General features: G+C 70.9%; 18 protein-coding genes. 8 read left to right on the top strand and 10 right to left on the bottom strand.

The window, feature by feature from the left end; all coding sequences use genetic code 11:
- Positions 1-32: 32 nt before the first annotated feature.
- Genes ACLLJJ_RS38070 through ACLLJJ_RS38055 form a run of 4 tightly spaced genes read right to left on the bottom strand, consistent with a single transcriptional unit; the run spans position 33 to position 4,351 of the window.
- Positions 33-812 (bottom strand): CDP-alcohol phosphatidyltransferase family protein, encoded by a 780-nt coding sequence (locus tag ACLLJJ_RS38070; RefSeq protein ID WP_434599284.1) that lies wholly within the window; start codon positions 810-812, stop codon positions 33-35.
- Positions 790-1,851 carry an iron-containing alcohol dehydrogenase family protein gene (locus tag ACLLJJ_RS38065; RefSeq protein WP_434599283.1) on the bottom strand — a complete coding sequence of 354 codons (1,062 nt, stop codon included), beginning with the start codon at positions 1,849-1,851 and terminating at the stop codon, positions 790-792. Before ACLLJJ_RS38065 ends, ACLLJJ_RS38070 begins: the two co-directional genes overlap by 23 nt.
- Positions 1,839-2,576, bottom strand: a complete 738-nt coding sequence (locus tag ACLLJJ_RS38060) for a sugar phosphate nucleotidyltransferase (protein WP_434599282.1) — start codon at positions 2,574-2,576, stop codon at positions 1,839-1,841. The genes ACLLJJ_RS38065 and ACLLJJ_RS38060 overlap by 13 nt, the downstream gene beginning before the upstream one ends.
- On the bottom strand, positions 2,573-4,351 hold the full coding sequence (locus tag ACLLJJ_RS38055; RefSeq protein WP_434600636.1) for a DUF5941 domain-containing protein: 1,779 nt from the start codon (positions 4,349-4,351) through the stop codon (positions 2,573-2,575). The genes ACLLJJ_RS38060 and ACLLJJ_RS38055 overlap by 4 nt, the downstream gene beginning before the upstream one ends.
- 254 nt (positions 4,352-4,605) lie before the next feature.
- On the opposite strand from ACLLJJ_RS38055, the gene galE reads away from it, so the two are divergent.
- From galE to idi, 4 genes are all read left to right on the top strand, one after another.
- Entirely contained in the window at positions 4,606-5,589 is a 984-nt protein-coding gene (gene galE / locus ACLLJJ_RS38050; RefSeq protein WP_434599281.1) for a UDP-glucose 4-epimerase GalE, read from the top strand.
- Between the two features lie 141 nt (positions 5,590-5,730).
- The gene (locus ACLLJJ_RS38045) at positions 5,731-6,669 is read left to right on the top strand and encodes a cation diffusion facilitator family transporter (protein ID WP_434599279.1); all 939 of its coding nucleotides are present in this window, start codon (positions 5,731-5,733) and stop codon (positions 6,667-6,669) included.
- A gap of 248 nt (positions 6,670-6,917) precedes the next feature.
- On the top strand, positions 6,918-8,135 hold the full coding sequence (locus tag ACLLJJ_RS38040; protein WP_434599278.1) for a bifunctional class I SAM-dependent methyltransferase/N-acetyltransferase: 1,218 nt from the start codon (positions 6,918-6,920) through the stop codon (positions 8,133-8,135).
- 121 nt (positions 8,136-8,256) lie between these two features.
- Entirely contained in the window at positions 8,257-8,850 is a 594-nt protein-coding gene (idi, locus tag ACLLJJ_RS38035; RefSeq protein WP_434599277.1) for an isopentenyl-diphosphate Delta-isomerase, read from the top strand.
- Here the strand turns inward: idi and ACLLJJ_RS38030 are convergent.
- Both ACLLJJ_RS38030 and ACLLJJ_RS38025 read right to left on the bottom strand, forming a co-directional pair.
- On the bottom strand, positions 8,816-9,319 hold the full coding sequence (locus ACLLJJ_RS38030) for an ATP-binding protein (protein ID WP_434599275.1): 504 nt from the start codon (positions 9,317-9,319) through the stop codon (positions 8,816-8,818). The two genes, idi and ACLLJJ_RS38030, sit on opposite strands and share 35 nt — an antisense overlap.
- 101 nt (positions 9,320-9,420) lie before the next feature.
- On the bottom strand, positions 9,421-10,086 hold the full coding sequence (locus ACLLJJ_RS38025) for an HdeD family acid-resistance protein (protein WP_434599274.1): 666 nt from the start codon (positions 10,084-10,086) through the stop codon (positions 9,421-9,423).
- A gap of 80 nt (positions 10,087-10,166) precedes the next feature.
- On the opposite strand from ACLLJJ_RS38025, the gene ACLLJJ_RS38020 reads away from it, so the two are divergent.
- Complete coding sequence (locus tag ACLLJJ_RS38020) at positions 10,167-10,940, top strand: enoyl-CoA hydratase/isomerase family protein (protein WP_434599273.1); 774 nt, start codon at positions 10,167-10,169, stop codon at positions 10,938-10,940.
- Here the strand turns inward: ACLLJJ_RS38020 and ACLLJJ_RS38015 are convergent.
- Together ACLLJJ_RS38015 and ACLLJJ_RS38010 are read right to left on the bottom strand one after the other, a co-directional pair.
- Positions 10,933-11,571: a DJ-1/PfpI family protein gene (locus ACLLJJ_RS38015; RefSeq protein ID WP_434599272.1), complete on the bottom strand. Its 639-nt coding sequence runs from the start codon at positions 11,569-11,571 to the stop codon at positions 10,933-10,935. The two genes, ACLLJJ_RS38020 and ACLLJJ_RS38015, sit on opposite strands and share 8 nt — an antisense overlap.
- Positions 11,568-12,569: a GlxA family transcriptional regulator gene (locus tag ACLLJJ_RS38010; RefSeq protein ID WP_434599271.1), complete on the bottom strand. Its 1,002-nt coding sequence runs from the start codon at positions 12,567-12,569 to the stop codon at positions 11,568-11,570. The genes ACLLJJ_RS38015 and ACLLJJ_RS38010 overlap by 4 nt, the downstream gene beginning before the upstream one ends.
- 111 nt (positions 12,570-12,680) lie before the next feature.
- Between ACLLJJ_RS38010 and ACLLJJ_RS38005 the strand changes: the two genes are divergently transcribed.
- The 3 genes from ACLLJJ_RS38005 (at position 12,681) to ACLLJJ_RS37995 (ending at position 16,322) form a co-directional block, all read left to right on the top strand.
- Positions 12,681-13,538: an SCO6745 family protein gene (locus ACLLJJ_RS38005; RefSeq protein ID WP_434599270.1), complete on the top strand. Its 858-nt coding sequence runs from the start codon at positions 12,681-12,683 to the stop codon at positions 13,536-13,538.
- Positions 13,539-13,667: 129 nt separating this feature from the next.
- Entirely contained in the window at positions 13,668-13,805 is a 138-nt protein-coding gene (locus tag ACLLJJ_RS38000) for an LPFR motif small protein (RefSeq protein WP_434599269.1), read from the top strand.
- A 90-nt stretch (positions 13,806-13,895) separates the two neighbouring features.
- The gene (locus ACLLJJ_RS37995; RefSeq protein WP_434599268.1) at positions 13,896-16,322 is read left to right on the top strand and encodes a Tex family protein; all 2,427 of its coding nucleotides are present in this window, start codon (positions 13,896-13,898) and stop codon (positions 16,320-16,322) included.
- A gap of 189 nt (positions 16,323-16,511) precedes the next feature.
- Here the strand turns inward: ACLLJJ_RS37995 and ACLLJJ_RS37990 are convergent, their stop codons facing one another.
- Together ACLLJJ_RS37990 and ACLLJJ_RS37985 are read right to left on the bottom strand one after the other, a co-directional pair.
- Complete coding sequence (locus ACLLJJ_RS37990; protein ID WP_434599267.1) at positions 16,512-18,149, bottom strand: ABC-F family ATP-binding cassette domain-containing protein; 1,638 nt, start codon at positions 18,147-18,149, stop codon at positions 16,512-16,514.
- Positions 18,150-18,183: 34 nt separating this feature from the next.
- A complete protein-coding gene (locus ACLLJJ_RS37985; RefSeq protein ID WP_434599266.1) occupies positions 18,184-19,209 on the bottom strand; it encodes an oxidoreductase in 1,026 nt (341 codons plus the stop codon).
- Between the last annotated feature and the right edge of the window lie 68 nt (positions 19,210-19,277).

Below are 19,277 nucleotides of genomic sequence, written 5' to 3'. Positions count from 1 at the left end.
GATGATCACCGCGCCGACCTTCACCGGCGTGCTCACTTGAGCCTGCTCGACGCGAGGATGGACACGAGATGGAGCACCGACTGCAGGAGCGCGATGCCTGCCAGCACGGCGACACCGAGCCGGGAAAAGAACATGTCTTCCCTGACCGTGTCGAGGATCGCCAGGAGAAGGATCAGCAGGGTCGCCTCGATCCCCATGACGAGCCGGTGGAACTTCAGAGCTCCGGCGGCCTTGCGGGCCAGCGCCATGCCGGAGGTACGCGGTTCGGACGCCGTCTCCTTGACCGGAGGCATGCCCTGCTGATGTCGGGCGACACCGACGAGGTCGGTCTCCGACTTGATCATGATGGCGCCGAGGGCGGCGAGGGTGCCGAGGAAGGCCCACAGCCAGTCGATCCGCCCCGAGCCCCAGATGTCGGAGGCGCGCAGACCGAAGCCGACCAGGACCGCCGCGTCCAGCACATAGGCCGCGACACGGTCCACATAGACCCCGACCATCGAATACTGCTTCTTCCAGCGCGCGACCTCACCGTCGACGCAGTCGAGCAGCAGGTAGAGCTGGGCCATCACCACGCCGAGCAGGGCGCCCCAGATGCCGGGCACCAGCAGGACCGGGGCGGCGAGGGCAGCGGCGAGGGTCATCACGTAGGTCAGCTGATTGGGCGTGATCCGCGTGTTCACCAGGTGCCGGTCGACGCGCAGGGAGACCTCGCGCATGTAGAGGCGGCCTCCCCAGTGCTCGCCGCTCCGCCGGTCCTTGACGCCCGGAGGGTGCACGACCGGGCGGAGTTCAGCTACCGATGGCTTTTGCATAGTCGGCGTAAGCGTCCTTGATCTGGTCTGCGGACAGGTTGAGGTGCTCCAGGATCGTGAAGCGTCCCGGGCGGGTCTGCGGTGCGTACTCGACGGCCCGGACGAACTCGTCCACGCTGAAGCCGATCTCCTCGGGGAGCACCGGCAGGCCGTGCCTGCGCAGTACGTCGGCGAAGAGAGCGGCGTCGTCGTGTGCCCCGCGCAACTGCATCGCGAAGGCCGCGCCGAGACCGACCTGCTCACCGTGGCTCGCGGCCCGCTTGGGGTACAGCAGGTCGAAGGCGTGGCTGATCTCGTGACAGCCGCCCGACGACGGGCGGCTGTCACCACTGATCGACATCGCGATGCCGGACAGGACGAGCGACTCGGACAGGACCGTCAGGAAGTCGTCGGTGCCGACCCCACCGGGGTGGCGCAGCACGGCCTCTCCGGCGGTACGGGCCATGGCGGCGGCCAGTCCGTCGATCTGCTCGCCGGTGACGCGGTGGGACAGCTCCCAGTCCGCGATCGCCGAGATGTTGGAGATGGCGTCGCCGATGCCGGAACGGACGAAGCGGACCGGGGCGTCCCGGATCACATCGAGGTCGACGACCATGGCGATGGGCATGGGCACGCCGTAGGAGCCGCGGCCGTTGTCGTTGTCCAGGATGGACACCGGCGAGCAGATCCCGTCGTGCGCGAGGTTCGTCGCGACGGCGACCATCGGCAGGCCGACCCGCGCCGCCGCGTACTTCGCCACGTCGATGATCTTGCCGCCGCCGAGGCCGACCACGGCGTCGTACCGCTTGCCCTTGATGTCGTCGGCCAGCTTGACGGCGGAGTCGATGGTGCCGTCCGTGATGGCGAACCAGTCCGCGCCCGGCAGGACCGGCGCGAGCCTGTCGCGCAGGGCCAGACCGGAGCCGCCGCTGGTGGCGATGGCGAGCTTGCCGGACGCGGAGATCCGCTGGTCGGCCAGCAGGCCGGCCAGGTCGTCCATGGCGCCGCGGCTGATGTCGACGACGACCGGCGACGGGATGAGCCGGGTCAGTACTGGCACGCGATCTCCCGGCCCCTCGCGAGGTCGGCGTGGTTGTCGATCTCCACCCACGTCACTTCGCCGATGGGGGCCACGTCCACGGTGAACCCACGGTTCACGAGCTCCTGGTAGCCGTCCTCGTAGTAGAGGTCGGGGTCCCGCTCGAAGGTCGCCTTCAGCGCGTCGGCGAGCTCTTCGGCGGCCTCGGGCTCGATGAGGGTGACACCGATGTACTCACCGGTCGCGGTGGCCGGGTCCATCAGCTTGGTGATGCGCCGCACACCCTGGTCGCCGTCTGTGATGACCTTCATCTCCTCGTCGGCGAGGTTCTTCACCGTGTCGAGGGCAAGGATGATCTTCTGGCCCTCGCCACGGGCGGCGAGCAGGGTCTTCTCCACCGAGACCGGGTGCACGGTGTCGCCGTTGGCGAGGATCACACCCTGCTTGAGCACGTCGCGGGCGCACCACAGGGAGTAGGCGTTGTTCCACTCCTCGGCCTTGTCGTTGTCGACGAGGGTGAGCTTGAGGTTGTACTTCGCCTCGAACTCCTCCTTGCGTGCGTACACGGCTTCCTTGCGGTAGCCGACGACGATCGCGACCTCGGTCAGCCCGACCTCGGCGAAGTTGGCCAGCGTCAGGTCGAGGATCGTGATGTCCCCGTCGACGGGCACGAGGGCCTTCGGAAGCGTGTCGGTGTAGGGACGCAGACGCCGTCCGGCGCCGGCAGCCAGTACGAGGCCGATCATGCGAGTTCTCCTTCGTCGTGTACCGCGGGCGCTCCGGAGGACACCCAGAAACGGATGGACTCCGCGAGCACCACCAGCGCCACGGCCACAGCAAGGGCCGTCAGCGCCACGGTGAAGTGGTTCTGCGTCGAGAGCACGGCGGCGAGTACGGCCACCACCAGGGTCCGGCCTTCGTGGCCGCCGATGGTCCGCACCAGCCACTGGGGCGGCGCGCCGGTGCCGCCGCGAATGCGATACACCGTGTCGTAGTGATGGTAGGCGACCGCCGCGACGAGGCCGAAGGCCGCGGGCAGCGCCCCGTCCGCGTCGGTCCGGGCCGCCAGCACCAGGACAGTGCAGTACTCGGCGGCCCTGAACACCGGCGGGACGAGCCAGTCGAGGGGGCCTTTGAGGGGCCGCCCGACCGCGAGGCCCGAGGTGACGACGTACGCCAGGGCGGCCACGGCGGGCCAGAGCCCGCCGAAGGGGGCGTAGGCGGCGGTCGCGACGACGGCCGCGCCGCCGAGCACGGCGATCGCCAGGGGGACGTAGGTGGGAAACCGGCGCACCGCGCCCCTGGTGGCGGCTGCCACGCCCTGGGCGAGCGGTCCGCTGTCGGCGAGTTCGGCGAGCGCACGCGCGGCCCGGTCGGTGCGGCGCGCCTTGCGGGTCAGGGAGCGCAGGACGCGGCCGGCCGTCGTGTAGAGAGCGGCCAGCGCGCAGCCGACAAGCAGGGCGTAGAAGACGATCCTGGGCGTGGTCACGGCGGTCAGCACGGCGATCATGGCCCATCGCTCGCCGATCGGCAGCACGATCATCCGCCGCACCCAGACCGTCCAGCCGCGGCTGTCGAGCCGGTCGGAGAGGGCGGCGGTGGGGCTCGTGTTGGACTGCGCGTCGTGGTTCGCCTCATTGAAGGAGAAGTCCACGACATGGCGGGTGATCTGGAGCACCATCGCGCCGAGCGCCAGCTCCCATACGTCGTCCCCGCCCCGGGCGGCGCCGAGCGCCAGACCCGCGTAGTACGCGTACTCCTTGGCCCGGTCGAAGGTCGCGTCGAGCCAGGCGCCCATCGTCGAGTACTGCAGCGAGTAGCGGGCGAGCTGCCCGTCGGTGCAGTCCAGGACGAAGGAGAAGAGGAGGAGCAGACCGGCCGCGATGTATCCGCCGCGGGTACCGGTCGCCGCGCAGCCAGCCGCGATCAGCGCGGTGATCAGCGAGGCGGTGGTGACCTGGTTCGGGGTGAAGCCCCGGCGGGAGCACCAGCGGGCGAGGTGGCGCGAGTACGGGCTGATGAAGAAGGTGGTGAAGAAGCCGTCGCGGGACTTGACCGCGGTGCGCAGCCGTACGGCCTCCTCGTCGACGGCTTCGACCGCGACGCGGGCCCGGTCGCGTTCGGCGTCGTCCGTGGGGACGGCGGCGATCAGCGAGCCGAGCTCGATCCGCTGCACGGCGGTGCCCTCGGCGTCGAGCGCGGCGGCGACGGCGTCGGGCCCGGCGGGGGCGGTGCGCACGACGCGGGCCAGTGCGGCGCGGGCCTCGGGCTGCGCGGTGAGCGCGCCGGGGGCGGCGGCCGCGGCGAAGCGGGGGTCGGTCAGCGCGAGGCGCAGGGAGTGGACGTGGCCGACGAAACGCGGGTCGACGAGCGCGACGCGCTCACCGGTGGGCGTCGCGTCGAGCAGTAGAGCTGTCTCCGCCGCGTCGGCGGCGGACCGTACATCGAAACCCAGCGACCGGAGGTCGCCTTCGAGCGGCGATCCGGGTACCGGCGGGCCGATGAGGATGGCGGTCGACAGACGGACTCACTCCTTGGAACTGACCTGGGCGGCATGCGAGATTCCGGCCCGGTCACGGGCAGGGGGCATGTCGGCAGAGGCTATCGGATGAACGGAAGCGAGAATTCACGGCCCGTTCACGCCCCGATCGGACGGGTACGGGGCGCGGGCAACCCGCCGCGATCATCTTGGTCGATCAATGCCCCGGCCGACAAACCGTGTTCCCGCCGACCACCGCCCGGGGGCTGCGCCACGCAGGCTCTAGGGTGAGCGATATGACATGGCTGATCACAGGTGGTGCGGGTTATATCGGGGCGCATGTGGCGCGAACCATGGCGGCGGCCGGTGAGCAGGTCGTCGTACTCGACGACGTCTCGTCCGGCATCCCCGGCAGGCTGCCCCCCGGGGTGCCGCTGGTACGCGGTTCGGTGCTCGACCGTGAGCTGCTCGACCGCACGCTCGCCGAGCACGCCGTCACCGGTGTGCTGCATCTCGCGGCGAAGAAGCAGGTCGGAGAGTCCGTCGAGCAGCCGCTGCGCTACTACCGGGAGAACGTGCATGGCCTGACCGTGCTACTGGAGGCCGTCGTCAAGGCCGGGGTGCGGCGCTTCCTCTTCTCCTCCACCGCCGCCGTGTACGGAGTGCCCGAGGACGAGCTCATCTCCGAGGACACCCCGTGCAACCCGATCAACCCGTACGGCGAGACCAAGCTGGCCGGCGAGTGGCTGGTCAGGGCCGCGGGGCGGGCGCACGGCTTCTCGACCGCCTGTCTGCGGTACTTCAATGTGGCGGGCGCGGCCGAGCCGGAGCTGTCGGACATCGGTGTGTACAACATCATCCCGATGTTCTTCGACCGGATCACCCGCGGTGAGCCCATGCGCATCTTCGGGGCCGACTATCCGACCCCGGACGGCACCTGCGTACGTGACTACATTCATGTCGCCGATCTCGCCGACGCCCATCTGTCCGTCGCGCGGTCGCTGGCCACGCGGGACGGCGTCGGGGATCTCACGGTGAACATCGGCCGCGGCGAGGGTGTCTCGGTGCGTGAGCTCGCCGATCTGGTGAGCGAGGTCACCGGTTTCGACCAGCCGCCGGTGATCGAGGCGCGGCGCCCCGGTGATGCCGCGCGGGCCGTCGCGTCGTCGGAGCTGATCGCCAAGGAACTGGGCTGGACGGCCGGCATCGGGGTGCGCGAGATGGTGGAGTCCGCGTGGGAGGGCTGGCTGCTGCACCACCCGGACGCGGGCCGTAACTGATCTTGCCAAGGCTCTGACCTGCGGTCATTTCCGCAGGTCAGAGCACATGACAACGGTGTTCAGTCTCGTGTTGCCTCATACCCCCCACCAGTAGTTCACTGGCCCCCGTCAGACCATTCACGGATCCGGGAGGCGTCCCTCATGGGGGCTGGGCACGATCACGGACACACCCACGGACCACCGCCCACGGGCACGGCGGCCGCCGCCTACAAGGGACGGCTGCGCATCGCCCTGGGCATCACGCTGACCGTGATGACGGTCGAGATCATCGGTGGGCTGGTCTCCAACTCGCTGGCCCTGGTCGCGGACGCGGCCCACATGGCGACGGACGCCCTCGGGCTGGCCATGGCCCTGCTGGCGATTCACTTCGCCAACCGCCCGGCCCGCAAGAACGCCACCTTCGGCTATGCCAGGGCGGAGATACTCGCGGCGCTGGCCAACTGTCTGCTGCTGCTCGGGGTCGGCGGTTTCCTGCTGTTCGAGGCCGTCGAGCGGTTCATCACGCCGGCCGAGACCAAGAGCGGCACGGCGATCGTCTTCGCGCTGATCGGCCTCGTCGCCAACATGATCTCCCTCTCCCTGCTGGCCAAGGGGCAGAAGGACAGCCTCAATGTGCGCGGTGCCTTCCTGGAGGTGGTCGCGGACACGCTGGGATCGGTGACCGTGCTGATCTCGGCGGGCATCATCATGGCGACGGGCTGGCAGGCCGCGGACCCGATCGCCTCGCTGCTGATCGGCCTCATGATCGTGCCGCGCACCTGGAAGCTGCTGCGCGAGACGCTGACGGTTCTGCTGGAGGCCGCACCCAAGGGCGTGGACATGGACGAGGTGCGCGCGCACATCGTGGAGCTGCCCGGGGTGGAGGACGTACACGATCTGCACGCCTGGACGATCACCTCCGGGATGCCGGTCCTGTCCGCCCACGTCGTCGTCAGCCAGGACGCCCTCGACTCGGTGGGGCACGAGAAGATGCTGCACTCCCTGCAGAACTGCCTGGGAGACCACTTCGACGTGGAGCACTGCACGTTCCAGCTGGAGCCCAGCGGTCACGCCGAGCACGAGGCGAGACTCTGCCACTGACCCGGCGGGCCGGTGCTAGGTTTCCGAGGAGACATTCGGGTCTCGGGGACATCATGAGGGGAGCTGGGTCGATGACCGCCACGGTCGATGCTGCTGCGAGCAGTGTCCGGTTCATCCTCGGTTCCCGGGCTCTCGGCTGACCCTTTTCGCGCGTCGGCCGAAGCACGCACACACAAGGGTTTCTCACGTTGACCGACAACGCCTTTCCTGACGGCGCCGTTTCCGAAAGCGCCGCTTTTGAAGCATTCATGACCCTGCACCGCGGGCTCCCGCGGCAGGGCCCCGGCTCGGACGCCACCACTCGGCACCTGTTCTCCCTCGCCGGACCACTGCCGCCCCGCCCGCGCGTGCTCGACCTGGGCTGCGGTCCGGGCCGGGCCTCGCTCCTGCTGGCCGCCGAGTTCGACGCCGAGGTGACCGCGGTCGATCTGTACGAGCCGTTCCTCGCCGTACTGCGGCGGTCCGCCGAGGCTCGCGGGCTCGGTGGAGCGATCCGCACCGAGCAGGCCGACATGGGCGAACTCCCCCACCCCGACGGCTCGTTCGACCTGGTGTGGGCGGAGAGCTCGGCCTACAACCTCGGCTTCGACACCGCGCTGCGCGGCTGGCGGCGACTGCTGGCGCCCGGCGGGGCCGTCGTCCTCACCGAGGCCGAGTGGACGGTGGAGAAGCCGTCCGCGGGCGCGCGGGCCTTCTGGGACCAGCTGTACGCGCTGCGCTCCCGGGCCGAGAACGCCGCCGGGGCGATCGCGGCCGGGTACCACGTGCTCGGCTCGTACGGGCAGCCGCCGAGCGACTGGGACGAGTACTACGTCCCGCTCGGCGCACGCGCCGACGCGGCGGATCCCGCCGTGCCCGGCATGGAGCAGGCCGTCGCCGCCACCCGGGAGGAGATCGCGGTGCGCCGTGCGCACGGCGCCGAGTACGGATACACCGGCTATGTGCTGCGTCCCGTGGACGGCCGATGGCCGACCCGGCCGGAGACGGACGCCGACATCGCGGCCGTCCACGCGGTCAACGCCGCGGCCTTCGAGACTGGGGCCGAGGCCGATCTGGTGGACGCCCTGCGCGCCGATGCGGCCGCCTGGCTGCCGGGGCTGTCCTACGTCGCCACCGCGCCGGACGGCGAGGTGGCCGCGTACTCCCTGCTGACCCGGTGCCGGGTCGGGGACGCCCCCGCCCTGGCGCTCGCGCCGGTCGCGGTGGCCCCGGGGCATCAGCGCCGGGGCGCGGGCGCGGCGGTCGTCAGGGCGGTGCTCGACGCGGCACGCGCGCGTGGCGAGCGGCTCGTCCTGGTGCTCGGGCACCCGGAGTACTACCCGAGGTTCGGCTTCCGGCGTGCTTCGGCGTACGGGATCCGGCCCGGCTTCGACGTGCCCGACGAGGCCATGATGGCCCTGGTGCTCGATGATTCGGGGCTGGTCCCGCAGGGCACGATCCACTACCCGACGGCCTTCGGAGTCTGACGCACGGTCCGCCCCCGTCGCGTGCGCGCGGCGGGGGCGGACATGCGGCAGGCCGTCGAAGTACGGACAAGACGCTTTTGTGCGGCAGACTTGAGGCCGGGAATCGAAGCGAAGGATGGTTATGCCGACCACACCAGTCACCGCGGCGAACAGCTCGTCGAGCGGCACAGCGGAAGAGATCTTGCTTGAGCTGGTCGACGAGGACGGCAATACCATCGGCACCGCGGAGAAGCTCTCCGCCCACCAGGCTCCCGGCCGGCTGCACCGCGCTTTCTCCGTCTTCCTCTTCGACGAGGCGGGACGGCTGCTGATCCAGCGCCGCGCGCTCGGCAAGTACCACTCCCCCGGCGTCTGGTCCAACACCTGCTGCGGGCACCCGTACCCCGGGGAGTCGCCGTTCGCCGCCGCCGCCCGGCGTACGTACGAGGAGCTGGGGATCTCCCCGTCGCTGCTCGCCGAGGCGGGCACCGTCCGGTACAACCACCCGGACCCGGATTCGGGCCTGGTCGAGCAGGAGTACAACCACCTCTTCGTCGGGATGGCGCAGTCTTCGCTGCGGCCCGACCCGCAGGAGGTCGGCGAGACGGCCTTCGTCACCGCGGGAGAGCTGACCGAGCGGCATGCGCAGGCGCCGTTCTCCGCGTGGTTCCACACCGTGCTGGACGCGGCGCGCCCCGCGGTCAGAGAGCTGACGGGGCCTGCGGCGGGCTGGTGAAGGACCCGGCCAGCGGCAGGGTGACCCGGATGGCCTTGCCGCCGCTCGCGGTGTGCTCCATGGAGCACACCCCGCCGGCCTCCGCAGTGATCTCCCGTACGAGCAGCAGCCCCCGGCCGCCGGTCTGCGCGTAGTCCCTCTCCAGGGCCTTGGGCCGGTAGGGGTGGTCGTCCTCCACGGACACCCTGATCCAATCCGTGCCGATCGCGACCTCCACGGCCAGCTCGGGCGAGAGCAGAGCCGCGTGCCGTACGGCGTTGGTGACGAGCTCGGAGACGATGAGCAGGAGCCCCTGCACCAGCTCGTCGCGCGCCGGGATGCCCTGACGGTTCAACAGATCGCGGACGGCGTGTCGGGCCTGGGGAACCGATACGTCGACCGCCGGGGCCGTGAACCTCCAGACCCCTTCGTAGCCGGCCGGGGCAGTCGGGACTGCCGGGGCATGGTCGGTGGAACCGTGTTCGCTCATCACCACTCTTCGAGTGTTGGGCAACGAGCTGGTCCGGACCGGGGATCTGAACACAAGTCAGCAGCAATCGACGGAGTATGACCGATCCGCTGGCGAGAACGTCAGTTGTGTGGCTGTTCCTGATCTTCTCGTGGTTCGATCGGCGCACGGTCCCCCTGCGTCTCCGGCTTCTCCGTTGCTGCCGGTACCGTGGCGTCCGAAGTCATGCTGTCCGAGACCATGGTGACGATCCGGCGGCCACCCGTGCCGATGGCGACCAGGCCGAGCCCGTCGAAGAGCAACGCGAGCGAGAAGAAACAGCCCAGGACGTAGAGACTGCTGTGGGGCCAGTCGAAGAGCACCAGCAGGCCAAGCAGTACCCCGAAGGCGCCCTGCACGAGCGTCCAGCCGAACTGCGGGCCGCGCACGACCACGGAGCCGACCAGCCGGAAGACACCGCCGGTCAGGAACAGCAGCGCGGCGAACATCGTGAGCGCCTCCGCCGTCCCCTCGGGGTGCCGGATGACGACGATGCCGGCCGCGAGATTCAGCGCGGCGACCACCACGCCGAGCCAGAAGAAGTTCGAACCGCGCGACTGGACCGCCTGCAGCAGTCCGACGAGGCCGCCGATCAGCAGCAGCCAACCGAAGAGAAGCATCGAGGTCAGCGTGGCGACGCCCGTGTACACAAGGCCGACAAGGCCTCCCAGCACGAGGATCACCCCGAGCAGCGTCAGCCAGCCGAAGCCGCGCTTGAGCTTCTTGCCCTCACCTGTCGGACCGGCCATGACCACTCCTCAGACAGCTGCGTCCACTTCTCGGCCCCTCATCGATCATAGGTTCGTACCGGCCGGATAGCATCCGGCGCATGGAGCCGCATCTGAAGCACAGCGTCGTGGACGGCGTCGCCACCGTCGTCATCAGCCATGCGGCCAAGCGCAATGCCATGACCGCGCAGATGTGGCGGACGCTGCCGGTACTGCTGGAGCGGTTCGCCGGCGACCCGGAGGTACGGGCGCTGGTGCTGACCGGCGACGGGGACACCTTCTGCGCCGGCGCGGACATCTCCTCGCTGCGCGCGCCGGAGCGAGGCCCCGGGGACGGCCGGGCGCCGGACGAAGCCCCGCAGGATCTCGCGGTGCGGGCCGAGGAGTCCCTGGCCGCCTTCCCCAAACCGACACTCGCCGCCGTCCGCGGCTACTGCGTGGGCGGCGGCTGTCAGCTCGCCGCGGCCTGCGATCTGCGATTCGCCGAGGAGGGCGCCTCTTTCGGCGTCACTCCCGCGAAGCTCGGGATCGTCTACCCCGCGTCGTCCACCCGGCGGCTGGCAGCACTGGTGGGACCGTCGGCCGCCAAGTACCTGCTGTTCTCCGCCGAGTTGATCGACACAGAGCGGGCGCTGCGCACCGGCCTGGTCGACGAGGTGCTGCCCGCCGGGCAACTCGGCAAGCGCGTCGAGGAGTTCACCCGGGTGCTGGCCGGACGCTCGCAGCTCACCCAGGCCGCCGCGAAGGAGTTCGTCTCCGGCCGGGCCGGCCGGGAAGCCCACTGGGCCGAGGAGGCGCGCGGCAGCGGCGACACCGCGGAGGGGGTCGCCGCCTTCCTGGAGCGCCGCGCGCCCCGCTTCACCTGGACTACTTAGGAACGAAGCGGCTCCGCTCCCGCCACCACTGGACAATCTCGGCCGGCGCCTTCTCGGGCGACCCGGCGTCGTAGGGCGGCTGGGGGTCGTACTCCACCAGCAGCTGCACGGTCTGGGCGTGCCGGTCGCCAGCGATCCTGCCGCTCAGGGTGAGACCCATGTCGATGCCGGAGGAGACTCCCGCCGCGGTGACGTACTTCCCGTCGATGACGACCCGCTCCCCGGTCGGCTCGGCGCCGAGGGCCTTCAGGTCGTCGAGGGCGAGCCAGTGCGAGGTGGCCCGGCGGCCGGTGAGCAGCCCGGCCGCGGCGAGCAGCAGCGAACCCGTACAGACCGAGGTCGTCCAGGTGGTGGTGGCGTCGACGGCGCGCAGCCAGCCGAGCAGCGTCTCGTTCCCCATCTGGTCGCTCTGGCCGGGGCCGCCCGGTACGACGACGATGTCCGAGCTCGGGACGTCGGCGAAGGTGTGCGTCGCGACCAGCGCCAGCTCACCCCGGTCGTTGGACACCGGTCCGGTCCGTTCGGCGACGAAGACCACCTCGGCGTCCGGCAGACGGCAGAGGATCTCGTAGGGGCCGACGGCGTCCAGCGAGGTGAAGCGGTCGAAGAGCGGGATGGCGAACCGGGTCATGGGTTCTTTCTCCAGGGCTGGTCGGGGTGGTTCCGGTCGGTCGGCCGGCCGCGGAAGCGCCGGCGGTATTCGGCGGGCGCGGTGCCGAGCGATTTCACGAAGGCGCGGCGCATCGCTTCCGCGGTGCCGTAGCCGCAGGTGCGGGAGATCTCCTCGATGCCGTCCGCGCAGTCCTCCAGGAGCCGTCTGGCGTGCTCCAGGCGTACGCGCTCCACGTACCGGCCGGGGGTGCTGCCGGTCTCCGACCTGAAGGCGCGGGCGAAGTGCCGGGGTGAGAGGCGGGCACGGTCGGCCAGCGCCTCCACCGACAGATCACCCCCGGGGTGTTCGATGATCCACTGCTGAACCTCCCGCAAGGGTTCGCGCTGCGCCGTCTGGGCGGCGAGCTGGGCGCTGAACTGAGCCTGGTTTCCCGGGCGCCGCAGGAACACGACGAGATGGCGGGCGATGGTCAGCGCCATGTCCCTGCCCAGGTCCTCCTCGACCAGCGCGAGCGCGAGGTCGATCCCCGCGGTGACACCGGCGGAGGTCGCCACCCTGCCGTCCCGCACATAGATCGGGTCCGGGTCGACCTCGACGGCCGGGTAGGTGCGGGCGAGGTGGTCGCAGACCATCCAGTGGGTGGTCACCCTGAGCCCGTCGAGCAGCCCCGCCTCGGCGAGCAGCAGCGCGCCGGTGCAGACGGAGACCAGCCGCTCGGCGCCCGCGGCGTTCGCCCGCAGCCAGTCGGTCAGGCACGGGTCGGGGTCGCGGGTGCCCCACCCGCCCGGGACGACCAAGGTGTGCGGCGCGGGCTCGTCGGCGAGGCTGCCGTCGGGGACGATCGTGAGTCCGCTGGTGGTGCGGACCGGAGAGCCGTCGAGGGACGCGGTACGGATGCGGTACGCGGCCGATTCGCCCCCGGCGTGGGCGGCGCCGGCGAATACCTCAACCGGGCCGGTCACATCGAGGCTCTGGACGTCGTCGAAGAGCACGACGAGTACGGATCGCTGCGTCATGGGTTCCATCCTTCGGCGCTCCGCCGTTGTCCGCAATGACGAATACCCCTCCTTTGCTGCCATTGGGGCCCGCCACTTCCGGGCGTACCGACCAGTCGGTAACGTACGGGTATGACCTCTCTGCCCGCGCGCGCCGGCCGCCGCTGCCACAACGCCCTGAACCCACTGCACTCGACGGTGTACTTCTCCCCGGACTTCGCCAAGGAGCTCGCCGGAGTGGGCGTCGAGGACAACAACGCCGCCTACTTCGCGGGCCGCGCCGCCGCCATGGGCGCGGTCGGGCCCGGCGTGATCACCGCCACCTTCTACAACTTCAACCAAGAGCTCGTGGCCCGCCACGTCCCCGCGGTGTGGCGGACCGCCTCACCCGAGACCGTGCTCGCGGCGCGGCTGCGCGCCGCCGACAGCACGCTGCGGCGGCTGCTCGGCGAGGAGGCCGCGGCCTCCGACCTGATGGCCGAGGCGGCCGGGCTCGCCCTGCGGGCCGCCGAGGCCTGCACCCCGCACGCCCGCCCGCTGTACGCCGCGCACGCCGACCTGCCGGTGCCCGAGCAGCCCCACCTCGCGTACTGGCACGCCGCGACGCTGCTGCGCGAGCACCGCGGCGACGGTCACCTGGCCGCCCTCATCGGCGCCGGGCTCGACCCGCTGGAGGCCCTGGTCAGCCATACCGCGACGGGCAAGGGCATGTCTCCCCGCTGGATCCTGGCCACCCGCGGCTGGCGCCGGGCGGACTGGGACGCGGCGTCCGGGCGACTGCGGGGACGCGGACTGCTGGACGGCGAAGGCGCCCTGACCGAGGCCGGCGTAAAGCTGCGGCAGGAGCTGGAGGAGACGACGGACCGGCTCGACGCCGCCCCGTACGAGCACCTGGGCGCGGCGGGCGTCGAGCGGCTCACCGAGGTGGGACGCGTCTTTCTCGGAGCCGCGCTCGGGGCGGGCGCATTCCCCGCCGATCTGAACGGCTGACGACCCGGCCCGTGGCCGGGTAATGGGACAGTGCCATGTCGGGGGAGTTTGCGCGCCGCCACCGTCCCGGCAACCCGTACCGATGTCGGAAACGAGACACCGAGACTCCGAAATAACAGGAGGTCCAACGTGCTTCGTGCGACAGGAGACGGATTCCGTATGGCTGGCTCGGCCATCGCCACGGTGGTGACATCGCCCTTCCGGCTGGTGGCAAAGCTGTTCGGCGGCGCGTCGAGCACCGCGTCGCGCGGAGGGCGCCGGGCCTGACCGGCCGGTGGGCACGCGACAGAGGACCCGACAACCCTGCACAATGCAGGCTCAAGCACAGCCCGCAGGAGAAGGCGAGTCGGGAACATCGTGACGACGTCCATCGAAGGCAGTATCGCCGAGGAACTCGGCGTCAAGGAGCGGCAGGTCCGGGCCGCCGTCGAGTTGCTCGACGGCGGTTCGACCGTGCCGTTCATCGCTCGTTACCGCAAGGAAGCGACCGAGGAGCTCGACGATGCGCAGCTGCGCACCCTTGAGGAGCGGCTGCGGTATCTGCGCGAGCTGGAGGAGCGACGGGCCGCGGTCCTGGAGTCCGTACGCGAACAGGGCAAGCTGGACGAGGCCCTTGAGGCGCGGATCAGGGCCGCCGACACCAAGGCCCGACTGGAAGACATCTACCTGCCGTTCAAGCCCAAGCGCAGGACGAAGGCACAGATCGCGCGCGAGGCCGGACTGGAGCCGCTCGCCCGTGGCCTGCTCGGCGACCCGGGCCGCGACCCGCTGGCCGAGGCCGCCGCGTTCGTGGACGCCGACAAGGGCGTCGCGGACTCCGCAGCCGCGTTGGAGGGCGCGCGGGCGATCCTCACCGAGCACTTCTCGGAGGACGCCGACCTGATCGGCGAGGTCCGTGAGCGCATGTGGTCGCGCGGCCGGCTGGCCGCCAAGGTCCGGACGGGCCAGGAGGAGGCGGGCGCCAAGTTCGCCGACTACTTCGACTTCGCCGAACCCTTCACCGCCCTGCCGTCGCACCGGGTGCTGGCCATGCTCAGGGGCGAGAAGGAAGACGTACTCGACCTGGTCCTGGAGCCGGAGGAGCCCTCCGAGGAGCCCGGCCCTTCCACGTACGAGGCCATGGTCGCCCACCGCTTCGGGATCACCAACCAGGGCCGCCCCGGCGACAAGTGGCTCGGCGAGATCGTGCGCTGGGCGTGGCGAACCCGGATCCTGGTGCACCTCGGGATCGACCTGCGGCTGCGGCTGCGCACGGCCGCCGAGGACGAGGCGGTCAAGGTATTCGCGTCGAACCTGCGTGACCTGCTCCTCGCGGCCCCGGCGGGCAGCCGCGCCACGCTCGGACTCGACCCGGGCTTCCGCACGGGCGTGAAGGTCGCCGTCGTGGACGCGACCGGCAAGGTCGTCGCACAGGACGTGATCCACCCGCACGTCCCGCAGAACAAGTGGGACGAGTCCCTCACCAAGCTGGCGCGCATCGCCAAGGACCACAACGTCGAGCTGATCGCGATCGGCAACGGCACGGCGTCCCGCGAGACCGACAAGCTCGCCGGTGAACTGTGCGACAAGCACCCCGAGTTGAAGCTGACGAAGGTGATGGTGTCGGAGGCCGGCGCGTCCGTGTACTCGGCGTCCGCCTTCGCCTCGCAGGAGCTGCCGGACCTCGACGTCACGATCCGGGGCGCGGTATCGATCGCGCGCCGTCTCCAGGACCCGTTGGCCGAGCTGGTCAAGATCGACCCCAGGTCGATCGGTGTCGGCCAGTATCAGCACGACCTGTCCGAGGTGAAGCTGTCACGTTCACTCGACGCGGTCGTCGAGGACTGTGTGAACGGGGTGGGAGTGGACGTCAACACCGCGTCCGCGCCGCTGCTTTCGCGGGTTTCCGGCATCGGGTCCGGGCTCGCCGAGAACATCGTCTCGCACCGGGACGCCAACGGTCCATTCCGCTCCCGCAAGGGTCTCAAGGACGTGGCACGGCTCGGCCCGAAGGCGTACGAGCAGTGCGCGGGCTTCCTGCGGATCCAGGGCGGCGAGGACCCGCTCGACGCGTCGAGCGTGCACCCCGAGGCGTACCCCGTGGTGCGGGCGATGGTGAAGGCCGCGGGCAGCGGCGTCGGCACGCTCATCGGCAACGCGCCGGTGCTGCGCTCGCTGAAGCCGACCGACTACGTGAACGAGAAGTTCGGGCTGCCCACCGTCACGGACATCCTGCGGGAGCTGGAGAAGCCCGGTCGCGACCCGCGGCCCGCGTTCAAGACGGCGACCTTCAAGGAGGGCGTCGAGAAGCTCGGCGACCTGGCGCCCGGGATGGTGCTCGAAGGCGTTGTCACGAACGTCGCGGCGTTCGGTGCGTTCGTGGACGTCGGCGTCCACCAGGACGGCCTCGTGCATGTGTCGGCGCTGTCCAAGACCTTCGTCAAGGACCCGCGGGACGTCGTCAAGTCCGGCGACGTCGTGAAGGTCAAGGTCATGGACGTGGACATTCCGCGCAAGCGGATCTCGCTGACGCTGCGGCTGGACGACGACGCGTCGCAGCCGGGCGGTGGCGGTGGCGGCCAGAAGCGTGAGCGGAGCCCCGGCGGCTCGGGCGGCGGCCCGGCCGTCGGCGCCTCGGGTGGCAGGCCGCCGCAGCAGCGGCAGGGGCGCCCTCAGCAGCAGCGTAGCGGCGGGAGCGGCGGGAGCGGCGGAGGTGGCGGCGGCCGTCCGGCCCCTGCTCCGGCGAACAGCGCGATGGCGGACGCACTGCGCAAGGCGGGGCTCACGGACCCGAAGCGGGGCTGAGGCGAAGGCGGGGGCGGGGGCGGGCTTGTTTCCCACCCCGCCCCCGCCCGTGAGCCCGTACCCCTCAGTGGGGGCAAGTCTCCAGGCCCCCGGAGCGCCCTTCGGGCATGTCCTTGGGCGCGGTCCGAGGCGGGGCCCACGCTTCGGGAAGGGGCGGGTGAGGGACAGCGCCGCAGGCGACCCCACCCGTCAGTGCTCGTGCACCTTGCCGTCCGTGACCTCGACGCGTCGCGTCGTGCGGACCGCGTCCAGCATCCGGCGGTCGTGCGTGACCAGCAGCAGCGTGCCCGCGTAGGAGTCGAGAGCCGACTCCAGTTGCTCGATCGCCACCAGGTCCAGGTGGTTCGTCGGCTCGTCCAGGACGAGCAGGTTCACGCCCCGGCCCTGCAGCAGCGCCAGTGCCGCCCGGGTCCGCTCCCCCGGTGAGAGCGTCGTGGCGGGGCGCAGCACGTGATCCGCCCGGAGGCCGAACTTGGCCAGCAGCGTGCGCACCTCCGCCGGTTCGGTGTCCGGGACCGCCGCGCAGAACGCGGCGAGGAGCGTTTCCGTACCGTAGAAGAGACCACGGGCCTGGTCGACCTCGCCGACCACCACCCCGGGGCCGAGCGTCGCGTATCCCGCGTCCGGTGTCAGCCTGCCCAGCAGGACGGCGAGCAGCGTGGACTTGCCCGCGCCGTTGGCTCCGGTGATCGCGACCCGGTCCGCCCAGTCGATCTGCAGCGACGCCGGGCCGAAGGTGAAGTCGCCGCGGCGCACCTCGGCCTCGCGCAGGGTCGCCACGACCGCCCCGGAGCGCGGCGCCGTCGCGATCTCCATCTGCAGCTCCCACTCCTTGCGGGGCTCCTCGACCGTGTCCAGGCGCTCGATCATGCGCTGGGTCTGGCGGGCCTTCGCCGCCTGCTTCTCGCTGGCCTCGCTGCGGGCATTGCGGCCGAGCTTGTCTCCGTCGGTCGCCTTACGGCGGGCGTTCTTGACACCCTTGTCCATCCAGGAGCGCTGCATGTGGCCGCGCGCTTCGAGACCCGCCTTCTTGTCGGCGTACTCCTCGTACCCCTCACGGGCGTGCCTGCGGGCGGTCTCCCGCTCTTCGAGGTACGCCGTGTAGCCACCGCCGTAGAGCGTGATCTGCTGCTGGGCGAGGTCGAGCTCCAGGACCTTGGTGACCGTGCGGGTGAGGAACTCCCGGTCGTGGCTGATGACGACGGTGCCGGCGCGCAGTCCGGCGACGAAGCGCTCCAGGCGCTCCAGGCCGTCCAGGTCGAGGTCGTTGGTCGGCTCGTCGAGCAGGAAGACGTCGTAGCGCGACAGGAGCAGCGAGGCGAGGCCCGCACGGGCGGCCTGGCCACCGGAGAGCTCGGTCATCGGCCGGTCGAGACCGACGGTCAGACCGAGCGAGGCGGTGACCTCCTCGGCCCGCTCGTCGAGGTCGGCGGCGCCGAGGTCGAGCCAGCGCTCCAGGCTCGTGGAGTACGCGTCGTCCGCGCCCGGTGTCTCGTCGACGAGTGCCTGCGTCGCCTCGTCCAGCGCCAGCTGCGCGCCGGCGACGCCGGTGCGCCGGGCGAGGAAGGCCCGTACCGTCTCGCCCTCGCGGCGTTCGGGCTCCTGCGGGAGGTGACCGACGGTGGCGGTGGGCGGGGAGAGCCTCAGCTCGCCGCCCTCGGGGGTGTCGAGCCCGGCGAGGAGGCGCAGCAGCGTGGATTTCCCCGCACCGTTGACTCCGACGAGACCGATCACGTCGCCGGGTGCGACGACCAGGTCGAGGCCGGAGAAGAGCGAGCGGTCGCCGTGGCCCGCGGCGAGATCTTTGGCGACGAGAGTTGCAGTCATCAGGCCACGGATCCTATCGAACGGCCTCCGGGGCTCAGCGCACCATGGGGGCGACGAGCACCCCGCCCATCGTGCGCGCCACGATGAAGGACCGCCCTCTCGTCGCCTGCTCGTCCAGCGCGATCCGGTGTTTGCCGGGCTCCAGCTCGGCGTCGAAGACGTCATGGGTGTGGGCCCGGTGGAGCCGGTCCAGGCGGTACGAGATCAGCTGTACCCGGCAGGTCGAGGTGACCTCCACGCCGGCTTCGCCCTCGACGGCCACCAGCCGTGTCAGTCGGCGCTGCTCCGGTGGGCTGCGGTCCAGGGCCTGCTCGATCTGGGCGACGAGCAGCGGCACGATGGGCGCCAGCGCGTCGATGTAGGCGACGTCCGCACCGGCCCGCGCGAAGGCGGCCTGTACGGCGGTGCGTTCCTGCTCGTCGACCGACTGTCCGAAGGCGACCACGCCGTACTCCCGCAGCTCCTCGTCGGGGGCGTTCGCCGCGTCGTGGGTGATGTCCGCGCCGATGTTGATGGTCCGCAGGGCCGCGGCGAGCTTGGCCAGGAGCGCGACGCGTGCGCCGATCAGCAGGACGCGGCGGCGGGCGGGCGGCTCGTCGGCGCCGGTCGCCAGCCGTTGCAGAGCGGCGCGATACTGCTCGCCGTCGAAACGGAAGGGACCTATCCCGTGGTAGCCGTTCAGCTCCAGGTCGGCCACCTCGCTGGTCTGCCAGGCGAAGTCGCGCCAGACGAAGTCCTCCCCCGCCCGTTCGATCACGGCGGTGACCGCTCCGCACTCCAGACCCTCGCACTCGGGGCAGCCGTATATGATGTACCGGCCGTCGGCCAGGGGTGCGTCCGCTTCGAGCAGCAGGCTGCGCACGTGCTCGGTGAAGATGGCGGGCGGTACGTCGGAGGCGAGCGGGGAGACGGCGTCGAGGTCGGAGAGCCGGTAGAGCAAGGGGCGGCCGTCGACGACGAAGTCCATGAATTCACGGTGCACTTGGTAGGCGCCGTCGCTGAGGACTCCCCCGGCGCGCATCGCAGGAGCCAGCCCGAAGGTCGCGTACTCGGCAGACATGTCCTGAGTATCCCCACTGATGACGTGTCGTGAGCGTGCCATCACACATTCGATTGTCGGCCGCCCCC

Origin of the sequence: Streptomyces sp. A5-4 (assembly GCF_051131715.1) — a bacterium.
GTDB lineage: Bacteria > Actinomycetota > Actinomycetes > Streptomycetales > Streptomycetaceae > Streptomyces.
The sequence above is the reverse complement of the archived record's forward strand: the minus strand, read 5'-3'. Positions and strand labels throughout refer to the sequence as shown.